Source organism: Arthrobacter alpinus (assembly GCF_001445575.1).
Lineage (GTDB): Bacteria > Actinomycetota > Actinomycetes > Actinomycetales > Micrococcaceae > Specibacter > Specibacter alpinus_C.
The window spans coordinates 260,749-278,664 of the sequence record NZ_CP013200.1; the positions used below are offsets into that span (position 1 = coordinate 260,749).

The window sequence follows — 17,916 nt, forward strand, 5'->3', positions numbered from 1 at the left end:
CGCTTTACTTTAGGTGTGACATTGATCATGCCCCGGCCATGAGTTCCCTGTCAAGGAAAAAATTAAAGCGCTTTACTTTGTGTCGCCGGAGCGGCAGTTTATGACTCGGGCAAGGTGGGGTAGCTTTGAGCCAGAGCAACCGGGAGGAGCAGCGTGGCAACCATGCAAGATGTGGCCAATTTGGCGAACGTGTCATTGGCGACCGTGTCATTCACCATCAACAATTCCAAGCCCGTCTCGCCCAAAACGCGCGCCAAAGTTGAAGCGGCCATGAAAGATCTGGACTATCGCCGCAATGCTGTTGGCAGCGCGCTGGCCAGAGGCCGAACCCATGTGTTGGCGCTCCTGTACCCAGCCCTGCAGCACCGTTTTTCACCCACATCAATTCAGTTCTTCACCAGCGCCGCCGATCAAGCCAGGCTACGAGGTTACAACCTGGTGTTGTGGCCCATGAGCAACGACGCCGAAGGAGTCACGGAGCTCACGTCATCAGGCCTGGTAGATGGTGTGGTCTTGATGGAGGTCCAGCTTGATGACCCACGCGTGGGCGAGCTATCCAAAAGCAATGTGCCGTTTGCCTTGATTGGGCGCACTCGGGACACCACGGGCATCCCCTTTGTTGACGTTGACTTTGAAGCCGCTGTCGAAAATGCCGTGGACCGGCTCGTCCAATTGGGACACACAGACTTGGTCTTGATCGACGGTGGGATCGGAAACCAACTGCTCGGCGGGTATGGTCCCGTGGCCAGAACACGGAAGGCATTTGGGGAAGTCACCACACAACGCGGCCTGACCGGATCTATCATGAGCGGATTGCACTCATCTGCGGGTGGCCGCGAGCTGGCCCGCGAACTTGCCGCCAAGCACCCCAGAACCACGGGTGTGCTCATGATGAATGAACATGCCGGGCCTGGTTTCGTGGCCGGGTTACAACAAGCTGGTTACCGCATTCCGCAGGACATCTCCATCTTGGCCCTCGCGTCGTCGCTGGACACCACTGGCATGTCGGAACCGGAAATGGCTGTTCTCATATCTCCGGCCGATGAACTTGGCCGGCTGGGCGTTGACATACTGATCAATCAGCTCGAGAAGAAGGATCAACCGCTTCCACAAGTGCTCATCGGGTGTTCCTACTCCCCCGGCGCAACCATGTCTAAGGCACCAGACAGGGCCGTCGGGAGCTAGTCCGTAGAGAGCTACCCTTTCGCCCCAAGCATTTCTTCAACTGCCGCACAGGCGCCAAGATCGTGATCCGAAACGGCGGGGGCATCGCACGCTACTCGGCGCAATAGTGAGCGGAACAGCTCCCGCTCGTCGTCGGCAAGTGCACCTAGGACCGCACGCTCCGCTTGGGCCACCCGCTGCTGCAGATCAGCCAATATCGCCAGCCCAGAATCCGTCGCCACGACTATGCGGGCACGGCGATCGGCGGGGTTGAGCTGACGTTCAACCAGGCCAGCCTTCACAAAGTCATCCACCAGGTACGTCATGACGGTTCGATCAATGCCCAGGTGCTGGGCAAGCGCCAGTTGATTGGGCTGCTCACCGCTAACAACGGCCACCAGAACCTGGTAACCCCGAGCCCCATGGGGAAACTCGCCCACAGATTCGCCCATGGCAGCGTTGGTGGCGTTTTGGTAGTTCCGCACAAGAACACCCAGCGTCCACCCAAAGTCCTCGTCGGGACTGGTGTGCGGCTGTGCGGCGGTTGCAGTGTTGCTCATGACTCCCATCATAACGGACATCTACGCTTTACAGCAGATCATATTTGAGTAAGATGATCTGTAGAGCAACGCATATTCACGGAGAAGCCCGTGAGCCTCTTCGCCGGCACGCCGGCGATACCGCAAAAACTAGGAGTACTTCGTGGAACTAGGTGTCTACAGCTTTGGTGACGTTCATCAGAATCCCGTCACCGGCGAGCAGGTCAGCCCGCAGCAGCGCATGGCCGATCTCCTTGAGCGCGCCCGTTTGGCCGACGAAGTAGGTCTGGACTACTTTGGGCTCGGCGAACATCATCGCCCCGAGTACGCCATCTCCTCTCCCATCCCCGTGCTCGCTGCGGCCGCCGCGCAAACCAAAAACATCAAAGTAGGCTCCGCTGTCACGGTGTTGAGCACCGAGGACCCGGTCCGCGTCTACCAACAGTTCTCCACGCTGGACCTGCTGTCCGGAGGCCGGGCGGAACTAACAGCGGGACGTGGCTCCTTCATTGAGTCCTACCCGCTCTTCGGCGCCGACTTGAACGATTATGAGGAACTCTACGAAGAGAAGATCGCCCTCCTACTTGCCCTCAATGAAGCCGGACGCAAGGAAGAATCCATCACATGGAGCGGGAAGTTCCGGCCCGCACTGGAAGACGCCACCATCTACCCTCGCCCCGTCAACAACAATCTGGACATCTGGATCGCCACGGGCGGCACCCCCAGCTCAACAGCACGGGCCGCAGCGCTGGGAACCAACGTCATTTACGCGCTGCTGGGCGGAGCCGTCAGCAACTTCGCCCGGCACGCGCAGCTCTTCCGCGCAGGAGCCGCGCAAGCCGGACACGATTCCACGGCACTCAAGGTGGGGGTCAGCGCCGTCGGACTCGTTGGCAAAGAGAATGCCACGGAGACTTTTTACCCGTATTGGCGCCGAGTCATGGAAGACATTGCACGCGAGCGCGGCTTCACCCCGCCCAACCGCATCAGCTACAACATGCAGACCGCACCGGCCGGCGCCATCTACGCTGGCACCCCGGAACAGGTCGCCGAGAAGATCCTGCTCACGCATCAGCACATGGGCCACGACCGCCACATCCTGGAAATGGATTTCGCCTCGGTGCCGCAAAAGGATGTCCTGAAGTCCATCGAACTCTTCGGCACCGAGGTCAAACCCTTGATCGACGCCGAACTCCCCACCACAAAGAAGGTCAACGCATGAGCGATCCAACAGCCACCACCATTGGGATCCTCGGCGCCGGAAAAGTAGGCACCGGCGTGGCCCGGCAGGCAATCAAAGCCGGCTACCGGGTCCTGATTGCAGCCTCTGGCGACCCGAAAAAGATCGACTTGATCGTTTCCGTCATGGCCCCCGGAGCCATTGCCGTCTCAGCGCAGGACGCCATGGAGCTCTCCGATTTGGTGGTGCTTTCGGTGCCGCTGCACAAATTCCGCACGCTGGATCCGGCCGCTCTTGCCGGCAAGCACGTCCTGGACACCATGAACTATTGGCGCGACACCAACGGCGATATGCCGGAGCTTCAGGATGCGCGCTCGAGCTCGGAAATGGTGCACGCTCATCTTCCCGGCGCCCGGCTCGCGAAATCGCTGAACCACATTGGCTACCACGAGCTGGAGCTGGATGCCCGTGACGCCGGAGCCGCTGATCGCCGCGCGCTGGCTGTTGCCTCGGACGATCCCGAGACTCGCGCCCTTGTGCGGGACTTCGTGGAGCACCTGGGGTTTGACGCGGTCGACGCCGGTCACCTCGCCCAGGGCGCGGCATTCGAACCGGACACCCCCATCTTCACCGGCTCCTACGATGAGGCTGGGTTGCAGGGCGAACTTCTGGCACATGCCGCTACTGCACAAGCTCAGCTCAGCCCCGTCGCCTAGGCGCCTTGATGCTTAGAGGCATAGGTGGCTATGCCTCTGGACACTTAGGCCTCTGGATCTGAGCCCGGCGCTTGCCGGTGCGGTCGATTCCCTATGCTTAATCCTCGATCACGCACCGGCCAGCGCCGTCTGGCCCAGCATCTAAATCTGGCCCAGCATCTAAATCAGCGCTCACACCTTGGTGATGGCGGTGCGGAACGGTGTCGGGTTACTGAAGAGATCCTGGACGGGGCAACGCGCCTCCACCGTGCGGGCCAGTTCGTCATACCGTTCCTGTGTTTCCGGACCGCTGATGTTGACTGCCAGACGGATATCACTGAACCCCGGGCGCACGGTGTCATCCAGACCAAATAGGCCGCGCACGTCCAGGTCTCCCTCGGCGTTGATGGTGATGTCATCCACCTGAATGCCGAGCTGCTCGGCGTACAAGCGGTACACCACCACCTGGCAGGAAATGATGGCACCCAACGCATATTCCACCGGGCTGGGCGCCACATCGTCACCGGCCAGGGCGGCCGGCTCGTCCACGGTGAACTGGTGCTTTCCGGAGCTGATGCGGGTGGCCACCGAGCCCACACCAACCCCCGCTACCTTGTACGTCAGCTTGGCACTTTCCGGATTGGCGCCAATCCGCTGCGTCCAAGCTTGGCCGGCTTCGCCGAGGCGGGCTGAACGGAGGGCTGCGTCATCGGCTGATGGGATAAAAGTTGATTCGGTCAGAGTTGATTCACTCATGATGCTGTCCTTCGGGTGAAGGCGAGTGCTAGGCACCGCGCCATACTTACGTCAACGGCTGGTGCCGGAGGCGTCGAATCCTCACCTGGGGCACCCCACTATGGTTGCGAGGGTTGCCGCTCGACCGGCCAGGGCCGCATGGTCGAAACTCTTGATTCTGTGTCTCAGTTTGCCTATCACCAGTCCCCGTGGGCAAGAGTCCCGTCACACGGGGCAACATCACGGCATCGATCCGTGAGAAAAGGTCCCTCCGCCCCATCAAAGCAACCTTTTCTCACGGATCGATTTGGCCACCTGGACAGACGGGTCAGGAAAGCCGGTCCGGGCGCCGGCGCGAAGCAACTTAAGATAGATACATGAGCGCAACACTTGTGGCAAAGGACCTTTCCGGCGGCCACGCCCACCGCACCCTGTTCACCAACCTCTCCTTCACGGTGGCCCCTGGCGACGTCATTGGCGTGGTCGGCGCCAACGGAGCCGGAAAATCAACACTTTTGAGCCTCCTTGCGGGCGCTGCCACCCCGCAGGGCGGCACCGTGAGCACAGCACCGCAGGACGCCTTTGTGGGCTGGCTGCCGCAGGAACATGAACGGATCGACGGCGAGAGCATCGCCGCGTACATTGGCCGGCGCACCGGCTGCACGGCCGCCACCAAGGCCATGGAGTCTTCAGCGGAAGCCCTTGGTTCCGGGAATTCCGCTGACGATGACCGTTACGCCACGGCCCTGGATCACTGGCTGGCCTGCGGTGCCGCAGACCTCGATGAGCGGATCCCGGCCACCCTGGCCGAACTCGGTCTCGATATTGGCCCCGACGCCGCCATGACAGGGCTTTCGGGCGGGCAGGCCGCCCGTGTTGCCCTGGCCGCGCTCCTGTTGAGCCGCTTCGATATCGTGCTACTGGATGAGCCCACCAATGATCTGGATCTGGCAGGGCTGGCCCGGCTCGAGGAGTTCGTGAAGGGGCTGCGCGGCGGCGTGGTGCTGGTGTCCCACGACCGTGAGTTCCTGGCCCGCACCATCACCTCGGTGGTTGAGCTGGACCTGGCTCAGAACAAGGTGGGCGTGTATGACGGCGGCTACGATTCCTTCCTCGAGGAACGCGCCATCGCCAAACGCCATGCCCGTGAGGCCTACGACGAATTCGCAGACAAGAAGGCTGACCTCGTGGGGCGCGCCCGCACGCAGCGTGAATGGAGCTCGCAGGGGGTGCGCAACGCCATGAAGAAGAGTCCCGACAATGACAAGATTCGCCGCCGGGCAGCCAGCGAATCCTCCGAAAAGCAGGCGCAGAAGGTGAGGCAGATGGAGTCGCGGATCGCCCGGCTGGACGAAGTAGAGGAGCCGCGCAAGGAGTGGGCGCTGCAGTTCAGCATTGGTGCTGCCCCGCGCTCCAGCACTGTGGTTTCCACACTCAACGAGGCCGTGGTCAGGCAGGGAGAATTCACACTCGGGCCGGTCTCGGCGCAGGTCAACGCTGGCGAGCGCATCGGCATCACTGGCCCCAATGGCGCCGGGAAGTCCACGCTGCTGAAGCTGCTGCTTGGCCGCATTTCCCCGGACGACGGCGTTGCCTCCTTAGGTGCCAACGTCGCGATCGGTGAGATCGATCAGGCTCGCAGCCAGTTCCCGGAGGATGCGCCGCTGGGCGACGCATTTGAGTCCTTGGTGCCGGAGATGAATCAGGCCGAAGTTCGCACCCTCCTGGCAAAGTTTGGACTCAAGGCCGATCAGGTCACGAGCCCGATCGGAGCACTCTCCCCCGGCGAACGCACCCGAGCCTCACTGGCATTGCTGCAGGCCCGCGGCGTCAATGTACTGGTGCTCGATGAGCCCACCAACCATCTTGATCTGCCTGCCATTGAGCAAATGGAAGAAGCTCTGGAAAGCTACGACGGCACACTTCTGCTGGTCACGCACGACCGTCGACTGCTTGAAAACGTGCGCTTGGACACCAGATGGGCTGTTTCCGGCGGGCAACTCACCCAGTTGTAAGAGGCAGCTCCCACTGCCGAGGAATCGCACTAAGAGCCTGAAGAATCACGTGATTCTTCAGGCTCTTAGTGCGATGATTCCACACGAAATCTGACCATTCATTAGTAAAACTAATCAATACACTCAGATTGACTTACCATATCTAAAATGTTGCAATAGGTAACAGGTTTGCTGCTTCTTGGATCTGCAGCAAACTGCTTACCGAATCCCGGTGCAGACTTGCACCACACTCCGGTCCCAGACCGCGCCGCTGGCGCATAAACTCTGCAGGACCGCGGGCGGCTCTCCGTCCGATTCTTATGCCGCAGTCATCTCTGCCGCCGCGCACTTTGCGCTTTATTGTTCTGGCACGGACGCACCGACCACTCGGTCCCATTCCGTCGTTGCTTCAGGGCATGGATTCGAAGCGTTTCTTTGCATGCGTCTTCAAACAAGCACTTCAGACGACAAAGACAACACAGTGGATCCAAGGGATGAGGAGAACAGCATGACATTGCGAGTCGGAATCATTGGCGCAGGCCCCAGCGGCATGGCACAGTTGCGTGCCTTTGAATCAGGACGCCAGAACGGCGCGGACATCCCCGAAATTATGTGCTTTGAGAAGCAGAACGACTGGGGCGGCCAGTGGAACAGCAGCTGGCGAATTGGTTTGGACAGCCATGGCGAGCCGGTGCACTCCAGCATGTACCGCCACCTGTGGTCCAACGGCCCCAAGGAGTGCCTGGAATTCACCGACTACTCCTTCGACGAGCACTTCGGCCGCGCCATCTCCTCCTTCCCGCCCCGCGAAGTCCTCTTTGACTACATCAAGGGCCGTGCAGAGAAGTCAGACGTGCGCAAGTACGTCCAGTTCAACACCGTGGCACGCCACACCACGTACAACGAAGAGACCCAGGAATTCACCCTCACCGTCGAGGACCTGGCAACCTGCACCACCACCGACCACGTCTTCGACAAGCTGGTTGTCTCCACGGGCCACTTCTCCACCCCAACCGTCCCCGAGTTTGAAGGCATCAACAGCTTCCCCGGCGAGGTCCTGCACGCCCACGACTTCCGCGGCGCCGAGCGCTTTGCTGGCAAGGCGCTACTGCTCATTGGCAGCAGTTATTCCGCTGAGGACATTGGCATGCAGGCCCACAAGATGGGTGCCGCCTCCATCACCTTCAGCTACCGCTCTGGACCCATGGGCTTCGACTGGCCCGAGAACACCGTGGAGCGCCCGCTCGTCACGCATTTCGAGGGCAGCACCGCACACTTCGCCGATGGCACCCAGGGTGAGTTTGACGCCGTCGTACTGTGCACCGGGTACCAGCACAAGTACCCGTTCCTGCCCAGCGACATGTCATTGAAGTCCAAGAACGTGCTGTACCCGGCGAACCTGTACAAGGGTGTGGTGTGGCAGGGGAACACCAACCTTTTCTACCTCGGCGCGCAGGATCAGTACTACACATTCAACATGTTTGACGCGCAGGCCTGGTACGTCCGCGATGTCATGACCGGTGCGATCGAGCTGCCGTCCCTTGCGGCCCGAGAAGCCGATATCCAGCTGTGGCTCGAGCGTCAGGCGGCGCTGCCGGACCACAATGCCGAGGCCGATTTCCAGTCGGATTACCTGCGTGAGCTCATCGCCGCCACCGACTACCCGCCCTTCGATTTGGACGCCGTCTCACAGCTGTTCAAAGACTGGATGGGACACAAGGAAAGCGACATCCTGGGCTACCGCGACATGGTCCACCGCTCCGTGGTCACCGGCACCATGGCTACCAAGCACCACACCCGCTGGCTCAACGCCATGGACGATTCACTGGGGCGTTACCTCAACGGCCCGTCACAGAATGTGGACACCACCACCCTGACAGCACTCACCGGCCTGGAGCAGACCGCCAGCAAGTAGCCAACGCGTTTCCGGCTGGACACCGCACGCACTGACGCGGGCCAAGGCCGACCCTGCCTACGGCGCATTCCTCATGCTGTGGGTTGGCTTCATTGCCATCGCGCTGATCATGGGAATCGACAAGTTTTTCAATCTGCTCACCAACTGGGAGAGTTACCTAGCCCCGTGGATTGAGAACCTGTCCGCGTTCAGCACGCAGGGAACCATGATGGCGATCGGCATTGTCGAGGCCATCGCCGCCATTGCCATGGTGCTGCGCCCGCGCTAAGCAGCGTTCTTCGTGGCACAGTGGCTGGCTGGCATCATTGTGAACCTGCTGACGTACTCAGGCTTCCACGATGTGGCGCTGCGGCTTCGACCTACTCGTGGCAGCACTGGCCCTGGCAGTTTTGGCCCGGACCTATACGAAGCCCGGCTTCCGCAAGGGCGGTATGAAGTAACCCGGGTGTGCAGGTCAGCAGGCTCTGCAGCAGTTTGACGGCCCCGGACTGCAATCACCGCGACCGCAACCCCTGAACCTGCGTACCGTTAACGGCTAATGGTGCGCCACTCATTGAGTGGCGCACCATTAGGGTGTAACCGTACGCACAAGCATGACAACCGCGCGAGATTTAGAACTGCGAGATGTAGAACTGCGAGGGAAGGCTAGCCACCCACGCCGGCGTAGGAGTGCAAGCCGGAGAAGTAGACGTTCACAATGGTGAAGTTGAAGACCACGCAGAGGTAACCTACAATGGACAGCCACGCAGCGCGAGTACCCGTCCAGCCCTTGGTTGCGCGAGCGTGGAGGTAGCCGGCGTAGACCACCCAGATCACAAAGGACCAGACTTCCTTGGTGTCCCAGCCCCAGAAGCGGCCCCAGGCCTTTTCGGCCCAGATGGAACCGAACATGACAGTTACGGTCCAGCCCACAAAAGCAATGCCGTTGATGCGGTAGGAAAGGTTTTCCAAGCTCAATGCCGTGGGGACCAGCCGCATTACGGGTGCCCTGTCCGGCTTTCCGGCGGCAATGGCCGTTTCACGCTTGGCCTGGAACAGTTGCAGCACCGACATGGCGAAGGTGATGGTGAAGAATGACGATGACAGCACCGCAATGGAAACGTGGATGATCAGCCAGTAACTCTGCAGTGCCGGGACCAGGTGACCCACAGGTGTCCAAAAGGACACCGATGCGGCAACGATCATGATCAGCACCAGGCCAATCACAAAGGTTCCCAAGAAGCGCAGATCACGGCGGGTGAGCACCAGCAAGAACACCACGGCAACCATGAAGGAGCCGGTTGTGCAGAATTCGTACATATTGCCCCACGGCACACGCCCTGCGGCCAGCCCGCGGAAGACTACGGCAAATCCCTGAACCACGGCGGCCACAACAGTCAGCGCCACGGCCACACGTGCCACCACCCGGCGCTCCTTGCCGTAGCGCATGGAGTCACCTGCCGTGATCCCGTCGGAGCCCGCATGGGTCTTACTACTGGGACGCACGCCTCGATCCTGAGGGCCGGTTTCAAGGCCCTGTCCGGCGGCACCCCGGGCGCCAACTCCTGCTAGGGCACTGGCCGGATTGGCAGCGGCTTGCTCCGCAGCCATACCCTTCTTGGCCGCCTGGCTGAACGTGAACAAGTCCCAGGCATAGGCGCAGAATGCCACCGCGTACGCCATACCGGCCACCAGCATGAGCTGTTCGCTGAGTTGGGCAAAGCCCTCATTGATTTCTTGCATTACTGATCCTTAGTTGCGGGGGTAGTCCCGGGTGCGGAGTCGGCGGTTGTTCTTGAAGTCTGCTCACCATTTTGCTCTGTATCGTCCATTGGCACCAGCCATTTGTTATGCAGGGCCTTATTAATGGCCTCATATTCGCCGGCCAGGCGATGGTCTTCACCGCGGGCCAACAGTCCGAACTCGACCATGGTGCGCCCATCAGGATGGTTCCCTGTGCGGACCCAGACACGGCGACGGTTCAGGAACAAGGATCCAATGAGACCAAGCAAAGCCAGCACTGCAAAGACCAGCACATAACCCTGAGCTGGGTCGTGGCGGATGTCCAGGGCAGCGAAACGCTTGATGCCATCAAAGCTGATGGAACCGTTGTTGTCAGGCAATTTTGCGGTCTGCCCCGGCGCCAAGACGATGCCGCCAGCGTCCAGGTTACGGGAGTTAATCTCCGTCATTTTCGAGGTGTCCAGCGTGTAGACGTTGCGGGGAACGCCGTTATCCAAACCGAGATCGCCTGTGTAAGCGTTCAAATTCAGCTGGGGATTCATGGGGTCCGGGTCAGAGCCATAGGAAACACCGTCGTCACCCACCATGGCTGTGGGGAGGAAGAAGCCCACAAAACCCAACTGCTTCGGCTTGGCATCGGGTGCCTTGATCACCACGAGCGAGGTGTAAGCACCATCGGTGGGGATGGTGATAACTGGGCCCTGGAAGGTGACCTTGCCCTCACCATCGGTGATGGTGACGACGGGTGCGTAGCCATTGCCCACGAGGTAAAGATTGGTGCCGCCAACGGCGAGCGGATCGTTGACCTTCAAGGTTCTGGTTTCCGCCTTCCCATCCACACCGTCCTTGACGGTCACAGTGGCGTTGAAGTCCAACGGCTGTCCGTAGTGGGCCACCGTCGAGCGGTCATATTTGACTACCAACTTATCCAGCGTGGCCGAATAGGGACTTAACTTGGTGTCACCGAAGTTGGCGCCGGGCGTGAACGTGTCATAGCTGCTCAAGGTATTGACGAACGTTTCACCTTCAACCAGCACGCGCTGGCCGCTGTAGCCAAACATTCCACTGAAGGCCACGGCCGCCAGCACACCGATCATGGCCGTGTGGAAGACCAGATTGCCCACTTCTTTCAGGAAGCCGATCTCGGCACCCACAGAGGGGCGGTCAGTATCCAGATCGCGCACATCCACCCGGTAGCCGCGGGACTTCAGGATGGCAGCAGCATCTGCGACAGCAATTGAGGCGTCCACACCACTGCCGGCAGGGACGGTGACAGTTCCGTATTCGGCGAGCCGGGAGAGGCGTTTGGGCGTCCTGGGCGGGGCCGAGCGCATAGCCTTCCAGTGGATCTTTGCCCGTGGAAAGACACAGCCAATCAAGGATGTGAAGAGCAGCAGGTAAATGGCGGCGAACCACGGCGAGGAGTAAACGTCAAAGAGCTTGAACCAGTCCATGACGGGCCCGGAACCGGGGTTGTCCTTCAGGTACTGCGTGACCTCGGATGGAGCGGAGGAACGCTGCGGGAACAATGACCCAGGTACTGCCGCGACGGCAAGCATCAACAGCAGGAACAAGGCGGTGCGCATGCTTGTCAGTTGCCGCCAAGCCCACCGGATCATCCCGAAGAAGCCAAGCTGCGGCAGGACAACCTCGCTGCCTTCAGCCTTGGGCACTTTGCCCTGGGGTTCTTTCACTACTGTCTCTTTCATTAGATTGGCAATCTCACATCATTGGCAAACCAAAGTTGCAGGTCATTGATCCACGTTCCCCACAACCCGGACACCATCAAAATACCGAGGGCGATCAGCATGCCGCCGCCAAAGTATTGGAGTCCGCGGCGATGTTTGCGGAAGAACGCGAGGGCGCCCAGACCTCGGCGGGCACCCAATGCAATCAGCAGGAACGGTAATCCCAACCCCATGCAGTAGATAAACGTCAAGAACGCGCCCTTGGCGGCGTTTGAGCCGTCGGAGAACGCGAGTAATTGCACGGCGCTGAAGGTGGGGCCAATGCAGGGCGCCCAGCCCAATCCAAAGGTTACGCCCAAAACCGGCGCGCCCCACAGTCCAGCCGGTGGCTTCGCATGGATCTTGGCTTCGCTCTGGAACCAGCTCATCCCGCCGAGGAAAACTACACCCATGAGAATCACCACCACGCCCAGCACCTGGGTGACCCATGCGGCGTCGGGCCCCATGAGCCACGCACCCAACTGGCCGAATACCGCGCCAATGAGGACAAAAACTACGGAGAACCCCAGCACGAACAGGCCGATCCCGGCGAACATTCGGCCACGTCGCTGGTTTTCCAGATCCGCACCCGTCAGGCCGCTGACGTAGCCCAAGTAACCGGGGACCAGCGGCAGCACGCATGGCGAAAGGAAGGAGACTAGACCGGCCAGCAAGGCCACCGGCATGGCCAGCAGCATCGAGCCACTCAGGATTGCCTCGGCAAAGGGATTGTTCATGGGTTAAGGGGCCGCTAGTTTTCCGCCAGCGCGGAGGTGATGAGCGCCTTTAAGGTGCCCTTCTCGGCAACGCCGAGGATACGGGCCGATACGCGGCCCTTCTTATCCAGCACCAGCGTGGTGGGAACGGCAGCCGGGGGCACATACTTCGTCATGGCCAACAGGACGCCGCCGTCCTTGTCCGCAACGCTGGGGTAGCTCAGCCCAAAGTTGCGCTCAAAAGCTTCTGCGGCGGCCTTGTCATCGCGCACGTTGATGCCCAGGAATTCAACGCCTTGCGCTTTGAAGTCCGTGTGCAGCACCTGCATGTCCGGTGCCTCAATGCGGCAAGGGGCACAGGCCGCGTACCAAAAATTGAGCACCGCGACCTTGCCGGCGAAATCCGCGGCGGCCACCTTTGTACCGTCGAACAAGGTGCCCTGGAATTCCACGGCGTCTTTACGGTCAGTGGCACCATATTCGGTGACGGAGCCGTCACCGGCAATGTAGTTCTTGTTATCGCCGGCGTTGGCTTGCTTCGCCAAAGGGTCCTCACTGGTGCAGGCAGCCAGCACAGCAGTCAGTGCGGCACCACCAGTGACAAGGAGTGTTCTACGGCTCATCGAAGAAGTCACGGAGCAGGTCTTTCAGTTCATGGGGAGGCCATTGAGCAGACGCAGAAATGGCATTATCTTCTACGCTACGTCGAATAGCTGATGATCAGCTGTGTGCGTTACGCGCCAGGGGTGGTTGCGGCGCCGGGCAAAAGTGCCGCCGCCGGTTCGCTGTAGCTCACGTCCACAATGTCATCGCCCTCGAACGTCAAGGACGTCAGGGACGCCAAGGTGCATTCGCGGTTGCGCGGATCATGCCAGAGGCGCTTGCCCTCGGCGCTGCGTCGCGTGGAGAAGATGGGTAGCTGGTGGCTGACCATGATGGCCTGTGCGCCGTCGCCGCCAATGTCGAAGGCACGACGGCGGGCATCGCGTGCCGCTTCGAGCATGCGGTCCGCTTGGGCTTGGTACGCCTCGCCCCAAGAGGGTTTGAAGGGGTTTACAAAGTAAGGCCAGTGCTTGGTCTTGCGCAGCTCGGCCTTGCTCATGACCAATCCCTCGAAGTGGTTCTCCGCTTCGATGATGCGCGGGTCAGTCACAATTTCTAGGCCTAGTGCCTCGGCCGTGGGCTGTGCCGTCTCTTGGGCGCGGGTCAACGGTGAGGCCACCAAATAAACCGGGGCGTCGCCGCTGTTCTTCAAAGCAGCAAAGTGCTCCGCAACCATCACTGCCATGGCGCGCCCGCGCTCGGAGAGGTGGAACTCAGGGAGCCGGCCGTAGAGGACGCCATCGGGGTTAAAAACCTCGCCGTGGCGCAGAAGATGAACAGTTACTCGGGACATGTTTCCCAGTTTCTCAAAGTTAGTTGGTTTGGGGTTAATCCGCCGCTGCTAAAGTTTTTTTGAAACACGGGAATATTAGATGCAAACGCATGCTTATACCTTTCGAAGGTCAACCACAGCGGCTGTCCTGCTCTTGCTTCATAAACTATTTCAAGGAGTTCCACATGTCAGTAACCACCATCGAATCAGCCGGTCTTGCCCAGGGCATGTGGAACCTCGACGCTTCTCACAGCACGGTTGGCTTCGTTGTCCGCCACGCAGGCATCTCCAAGGTCCGCGGACAGTTCACCGAAATCGAAGGCGCCCTGACACTCGGCGAGACCCTTGCCGAGTCCTCCGTATCCGCAACGATCCAGTCCGCTAGCTTTAGCTCAGGCGACGAAGGCCGCGACGGTCACGTCAAGAGCGCCGACTTCTTCGACGTCGAAACCTTCCCCACCCTGACCTTCGTTTCCTCGGCTGTCTCCGGCGACGCCGAGGACTTCGAGCTCACCGGCGAGCTGACCATCCGCGGGATCTCCAAGACCGTGACGTTCAAGGGCGAATTCAACGGTGTTGCCGTTGACCCGTTCGGCGCAACCCGCGCAGGCTTCGAAGCCAAGACCGTCATCAGCCGCAAGGAATTCGGCCTGACCTGGAACGCTGCCCTCGAAGCCGGCGGCGTGCTGGTTTCTGACAAGGTCACCATCACCTTGGACGTAGCATTCGTGAAGTCTGCATAACGTACCAACACAGCATTATTTGCCTCCTCTAGAGGCGCACAAATGCCGGTCCGCCACCATGGCGGACCGGCATTTGTGCGCCCTGCGTCATTTATATACAAGCCACTACGCGCCAGCTAGGGTTCTAGCTATGAGCACACCGAATGAGTTCGAAGGTCCCGAGCAAGCCGGCTCGCAACCATCTGATGACGGCCATGGTTCCCAGCCCAACCCCAACGTTGCACCCACCCCAAAGCCGGGTTACCAGGGTGGCCCGGCGCAGCCGCCGCCTGCGAACCTGCCGCCCGGTTATCAGCCGCCAGCTGACTACCAGCCGTATCAACAACCCGGATATCAGCCCTCCAGTGAGCAGCAATACCAGCCGTATCAGCAGTACCAGCAACCCAAACAGCCCACCTCCCCCGGTCAGTCGAGCAGTCAATCGGGCGGTCAGCCGGGCGGCCGGTCCGGCAATGAGTTCAAATTTGAAATGCCCAAAGACATGCCACACTCCGTCAAAGAAGTGCTTCCAGCGGGCGGGTTTGCCGGCATCTTCAAGATGGCGGAGCTGCCGCAGCTCTTGAAGATCAGCTACATTATGTGGCTGGTGGCTGCTGGGATCTGGGCCCTGATCAGTCTGGCTCTGTTGGTGACATCGCTCGTCGCTTTGGGTAGCGCCAATGACCCCTTCGGATTTGGTGCCGCGGTTCGCGCCGCTGGGGCCAGGGGAATTGTTGTGGCGCTGATTTCATTTGCGCTCACTGCCGCCATTGTCCTCTGCGCTATGAAACTCAAAGAGGGCTTGCAGTGGGCACGCATGACCTTGTCCGCCCTAGCGCTCTTGAGCATCGTCATGATGTTCTTCGGCGGCGGCGGCGGATTACTAGCGGTAGTGGCCGCCGTTCTGATGTGGCTGCCCGAATCCACGGCTTGGTTCAACACACGCTCAGCAAACAATCAGTACTGAGCTGGTCACGCCTAAGCTCGGAGCCTAAACCCGAGCCACGAGACTCCTCCCTTAGGGGCGTGGCAGTGGACGCTCGGAGGTAGCGGTTCGGCCGTGGGGACTTTGCAGCCAGGGCGTCGCAGTAGTGACGTTCAGGGAGGTCGCGTAGGGTTTGAGTAACACCCGCCGCGGCCTTCCTCCTTAATTTGGATTTATTTGGATTTATTTGGCCGCACTTGGCATCTATGCCGGCCATCACCGGCACCCAGTGAGAGAGCAGTCGTCATGAGCACCCCCGGTGAGAAGCCGCAAGAACCAACCCAGCCCGTCCCGGGAAGCTATGGGGAAATCGCGCCAGGCGTCCCCCGGTACGGCCAGTACGCCCCGGCCGGGTGGGAACCGCCGCAGGACGTCAAAGATGCCCAGGCGGCCAACACGCCCCCCTCAGCATTGGCCCCGGCCGCAGCCTATCCAGGCTTTCAGGGCGCAGCGTCCGGCGCTCCCGCTGGCGTCGCAGGTGGGCCGCTGGAACATCTGGCTGCGCCAAAACAGGTATCTCTGGCAGTTCGCCTGATCAAGCTGGCCGGCATCATGCAGGCCGTGTCCGCGGTGGCCTTAATTTTCGTGATGTTTGTCCCGGCTGGCAAAGCGATCATGGTTGAAGCCCTGAACACCGCCATGGCGGACAACCCGGCGTTCACGGAAATCTACGCTGATCCGGCTCTCATCAACACAGTGGTGTACATGGCATTTGTGCTGAGCGTGGCACTGTCAGTGGTTTATTTTTGGCTGGCCGCGAAAATTCGGCGTGGCGCCAATTGGGCGAGAACAACAGCTTTGGTGCTGGCCTGCTTCTCACTTCTGGCGCTGCTCCAGGCCAGTCCGGTGAGCATTCTTCAGGTGGGGCTGGGCGTAGTAGCTGTCATTATCTTGTTCCGCTCCCCTGCCAAGGAGTTTTTCCTGGCGCATAAGGCAGCCAAGAGCTCCATCAAACGCTGAGTCAACCGCGGGTGTGAGCGCCTAGGCGCCGGGGCGGTCTTCTTCCAGCCCCGGCACCTGTTGCCGCTGCGCGTGGTAGGCAAGGATCTGCAACTCCGTGGCCATGTCCACTTTGCGCAAGTTCACGTCCTCGGAGACTGTCAGGGCAATCGGAGCGAAACTCAAGATGCTGCGCACGCCAGCGGAGACCACCCTGTCGCAGACGGTTTGGGCCACGGCGGCTGGCAATGCCAGGACAACCATGTTGGCGCGGGTGGATTCAAGCACCTTTTCAAGGTTTTCAACATCGCTGACGCGTAGCCAGCCAATTTCCGTGCCCACCACCATTTGGTCAGCATCCAGCACAGCAACCACATCGAAGCCGCGAGACTCAAAACCGGCATAGCGGGCCAAGGCACGGCCCAAGTTACCGGCACCGACGATCGCAACGCGCCATTCGTGGGTCAAGCCGAGCGCTTGGGCAATTTTGCGGCTCAAATTGGCTACGTCGTAGCCCACGCCGCGGGTTCCATAGGACCCCAAGTAGGAAAGATCCTTGCGAACATTGGCGGATCCCACGCCTGCGGATTCGGCCAGCGCATCCGAGGAAACACTATCGGTGCCATCAGCCAACAAGGCATTGAGGGTGCGCAGGTACAGGGTCAGCCTGGACACGGTGGCAGGAGGTAGCCGTCGAGCCGGCTCAACTGCCGGTTCCTCCGCGGACTGCGCTGAGATCACATCACCACTCCACATTCTCAAAACTCAGGCAGCGACTGGCTGCTGAACACGTGTCCGCAAGGTCCGCGTCGGCCTTCATCCACTGTATTGCGTGGCGGGGCCAGCACCAAAAGTCCCGGACGGGTTCCGCTGCCGGGGAACATTACGCCCGCGGCGCCCAGCCAGCGCCAGCACACCAGGAACCAGCCCAGCCAGCGCCAGGGCGCGTCCGGTAGACGCCCTGCCAGAGTCCGTTTGCTCCCCTGTGATTAGTCCCCTGTCAGGGATTTACTGAGGATGGTGCCGAGACGGATCGGATCAATATGCCAAAAATCGCGTTGGATTCCGTTGACTAAAACCACAGGAATTTCTTCCCCGTAGAGCTCCGTCAGCTCGGGGTGATCATCCAGGCGCAGCTCAGTCCACCGCAGCTGCAGCTGCCCCGCCACGGTGGATACCACCTCGCGGGCGTTCTCGCACAAATGGCAACCCGATCGAGTCACCAGCTGCAAGAGCGGCACTTTGGGAGAGCTAAGGGATGGCGTGGGGTCAGGTGCAACAGATTCCATAGCTACTACGGTACTCAACCGAAGAACTCACCCGGCACCACCTGCCGTGACGCTCCGTGCCGCGCGGCGCAGGCAGATAGCGCACCCGGGACCGCGGTCCTGGGACGGGCCACGAAGACCAACAAGAAACCCACCTGCGCGCACCAATGAAAGTTTCCCCACAGTTAACCGCCGCAACCAGTGGCGTGCAGGCACTGGGTGGAAGCATTGACTAGACTC

At 60.5% G+C, this 17,916-nt stretch carries 17 protein-coding genes, 1 pseudogene and 1 riboswitch; of the genes and pseudogenes, 9 read left to right on the forward strand and 9 right to left on the reverse strand.

All coding sequences use genetic code 11. The features are described 5' to 3' along the window. The first annotated feature begins 162 nt into the window (after window positions 1-162). Entirely contained in the window at window positions 163-1,185 is a 1,023-nt protein-coding gene (locus AS189_RS01075) for a LacI family DNA-binding transcriptional regulator (protein ID WP_237760030.1), read from the forward strand. An 11-nt stretch (window positions 1,186-1,196) separates the two neighbouring features. On the opposite strand, the gene AS189_RS01080 is transcribed toward AS189_RS01075, so the two are convergent. After that, a complete protein-coding gene (locus AS189_RS01080; RefSeq protein WP_062285686.1) occupies window positions 1,197-1,724 on the reverse strand; it encodes a MarR family winged helix-turn-helix transcriptional regulator in 528 nt (175 codons plus the stop codon). Window positions 1,725-1,866: 142 nt separating this feature from the next. On the opposite strand from AS189_RS01080, the gene AS189_RS20435 reads away from it, so the two are divergent. Together AS189_RS20435 and AS189_RS20440 are read left to right on the forward strand one after the other, a co-directional pair. Next, entirely contained in the window at window positions 1,867-2,925 is a 1,059-nt protein-coding gene (locus AS189_RS20435; protein ID WP_062285689.1) for an LLM class flavin-dependent oxidoreductase, read from the forward strand. Then, a pseudogene (locus AS189_RS20440) lies at window positions 2,907-3,599 on the forward strand (NADPH-dependent F420 reductase); the annotation flags it as partial. The gene AS189_RS20435 and the pseudogene AS189_RS20440, both read left to right, overlap by 19 nt. Before the next feature lie 171 nt (window positions 3,600-3,770). Here AS189_RS20440 and AS189_RS01095 read toward each other — a convergent pair. Further along, window positions 3,771-4,334: an OsmC family protein gene (locus tag AS189_RS01095; protein ID WP_082633936.1), complete on the reverse strand. Its 564-nt coding sequence runs from the start codon at window positions 4,332-4,334 to the stop codon at window positions 3,771-3,773. A 37-nt stretch (window positions 4,335-4,371) separates the two neighbouring features. Beyond that, a riboswitch (SAM riboswitch) is annotated at window positions 4,372-4,491 on the reverse strand. Between the two features lie 199 nt (window positions 4,492-4,690). Here AS189_RS01095 and AS189_RS01100 point away from each other — a divergent pair. The 3 genes from AS189_RS01100 (at window position 4,691) to AS189_RS20445 (ending at window position 8,490) form a co-directional block, all read left to right on the forward strand. Continuing rightward, on the forward strand, window positions 4,691-6,328 hold the full coding sequence (locus tag AS189_RS01100; RefSeq protein ID WP_062285693.1) for an ABC-F family ATP-binding cassette domain-containing protein: 1,638 nt from the start codon (window positions 4,691-4,693) through the stop codon (window positions 6,326-6,328). 487 nt (window positions 6,329-6,815) lie between these two features. Further along, window positions 6,816-8,222 carry a SidA/IucD/PvdA family monooxygenase gene (locus AS189_RS01105; protein WP_062285695.1) on the forward strand — a complete coding sequence of 469 codons (1,407 nt, stop codon included), beginning with the start codon at window positions 6,816-6,818 and terminating at the stop codon, window positions 8,220-8,222. 73 nt (window positions 8,223-8,295) lie between these two features. Then, window positions 8,296-8,490, forward strand: a complete 195-nt coding sequence (locus tag AS189_RS20445; RefSeq protein WP_202814110.1) for a hypothetical protein — start codon at window positions 8,296-8,298, stop codon at window positions 8,488-8,490. Between the two features lie 377 nt (window positions 8,491-8,867). On the opposite strand, the gene ccsB is transcribed toward AS189_RS20445, so the two are convergent. From ccsB to AS189_RS01135, 5 genes are all read right to left on the reverse strand, one after another. Further along, window positions 8,868-9,944, reverse strand: coding sequence for a c-type cytochrome biogenesis protein CcsB (gene ccsB / locus AS189_RS01115; protein ID WP_062285697.1), 1,077 nt, complete (start codon window positions 9,942-9,944; stop codon window positions 8,868-8,870). Then, complete coding sequence (gene resB / locus AS189_RS01120) at window positions 9,944-11,653, reverse strand: cytochrome c biogenesis protein ResB (protein WP_062285699.1); 1,710 nt, start codon at window positions 11,651-11,653, stop codon at window positions 9,944-9,946. Before resB ends, ccsB begins: the two co-directional genes overlap by 1 nt. After that, complete coding sequence (locus AS189_RS01125; protein WP_062285702.1) at window positions 11,653-12,408, reverse strand: cytochrome c biogenesis CcdA family protein; 756 nt, start codon at window positions 12,406-12,408, stop codon at window positions 11,653-11,655. The genes resB and AS189_RS01125 overlap by 1 nt, the downstream gene beginning before the upstream one ends. 14 nt (window positions 12,409-12,422) lie before the next feature. After that, window positions 12,423-13,010, reverse strand: a complete 588-nt coding sequence (locus AS189_RS01130; RefSeq protein WP_062285704.1) for a TlpA family protein disulfide reductase — start codon at window positions 13,008-13,010, stop codon at window positions 12,423-12,425. A 110-nt stretch (window positions 13,011-13,120) separates the two neighbouring features. Next, on the reverse strand, window positions 13,121-13,783 hold the full coding sequence (locus tag AS189_RS01135) for a histidine phosphatase family protein (protein WP_062285706.1): 663 nt from the start codon (window positions 13,781-13,783) through the stop codon (window positions 13,121-13,123). Between the two features lie 164 nt (window positions 13,784-13,947). Here AS189_RS01135 and AS189_RS01140 point away from each other — a divergent pair, with 164 nt between their 5' ends. The 3 genes from AS189_RS01140 to AS189_RS01150 all read left to right on the forward strand — a co-directional run bounded on the left by AS189_RS01140 (window position 13,948) and on the right by AS189_RS01150 (window position 16,429). After that, the gene (locus AS189_RS01140; RefSeq protein ID WP_062285707.1) at window positions 13,948-14,505 is read left to right on the forward strand and encodes a YceI family protein; all 558 of its coding nucleotides are present in this window, start codon (window positions 13,948-13,950) and stop codon (window positions 14,503-14,505) included. A 130-nt stretch (window positions 14,506-14,635) separates the two neighbouring features. Continuing rightward, window positions 14,636-15,451, forward strand: coding sequence for a hypothetical protein (locus tag AS189_RS01145; RefSeq protein WP_062285709.1), 816 nt, complete (start codon window positions 14,636-14,638; stop codon window positions 15,449-15,451). 264 nt (window positions 15,452-15,715) lie between these two features. After that, window positions 15,716-16,429 carry a hypothetical protein gene (locus tag AS189_RS01150; protein ID WP_062285711.1) on the forward strand — a complete coding sequence of 238 codons (714 nt, stop codon included), beginning with the start codon at window positions 15,716-15,718 and terminating at the stop codon, window positions 16,427-16,429. Between the two features lie 21 nt (window positions 16,430-16,450). Here the strand turns inward: AS189_RS01150 and AS189_RS01155 are convergent, their stop codons facing one another. Continuing rightward, window positions 16,451-17,149, reverse strand: coding sequence for a redox-sensing transcriptional repressor Rex (locus AS189_RS01155; protein ID WP_237759943.1), 699 nt, complete (start codon window positions 17,147-17,149; stop codon window positions 16,451-16,453). A gap of 248 nt (window positions 17,150-17,397) precedes the next feature. Continuing rightward, window positions 17,398-17,697 (reverse strand): glutaredoxin family protein, encoded by a 300-nt coding sequence (locus AS189_RS01160; RefSeq protein WP_062285715.1) that lies wholly within the window; start codon window positions 17,695-17,697, stop codon window positions 17,398-17,400. Between the last annotated feature and the right edge of the window lie 219 nt (window positions 17,698-17,916).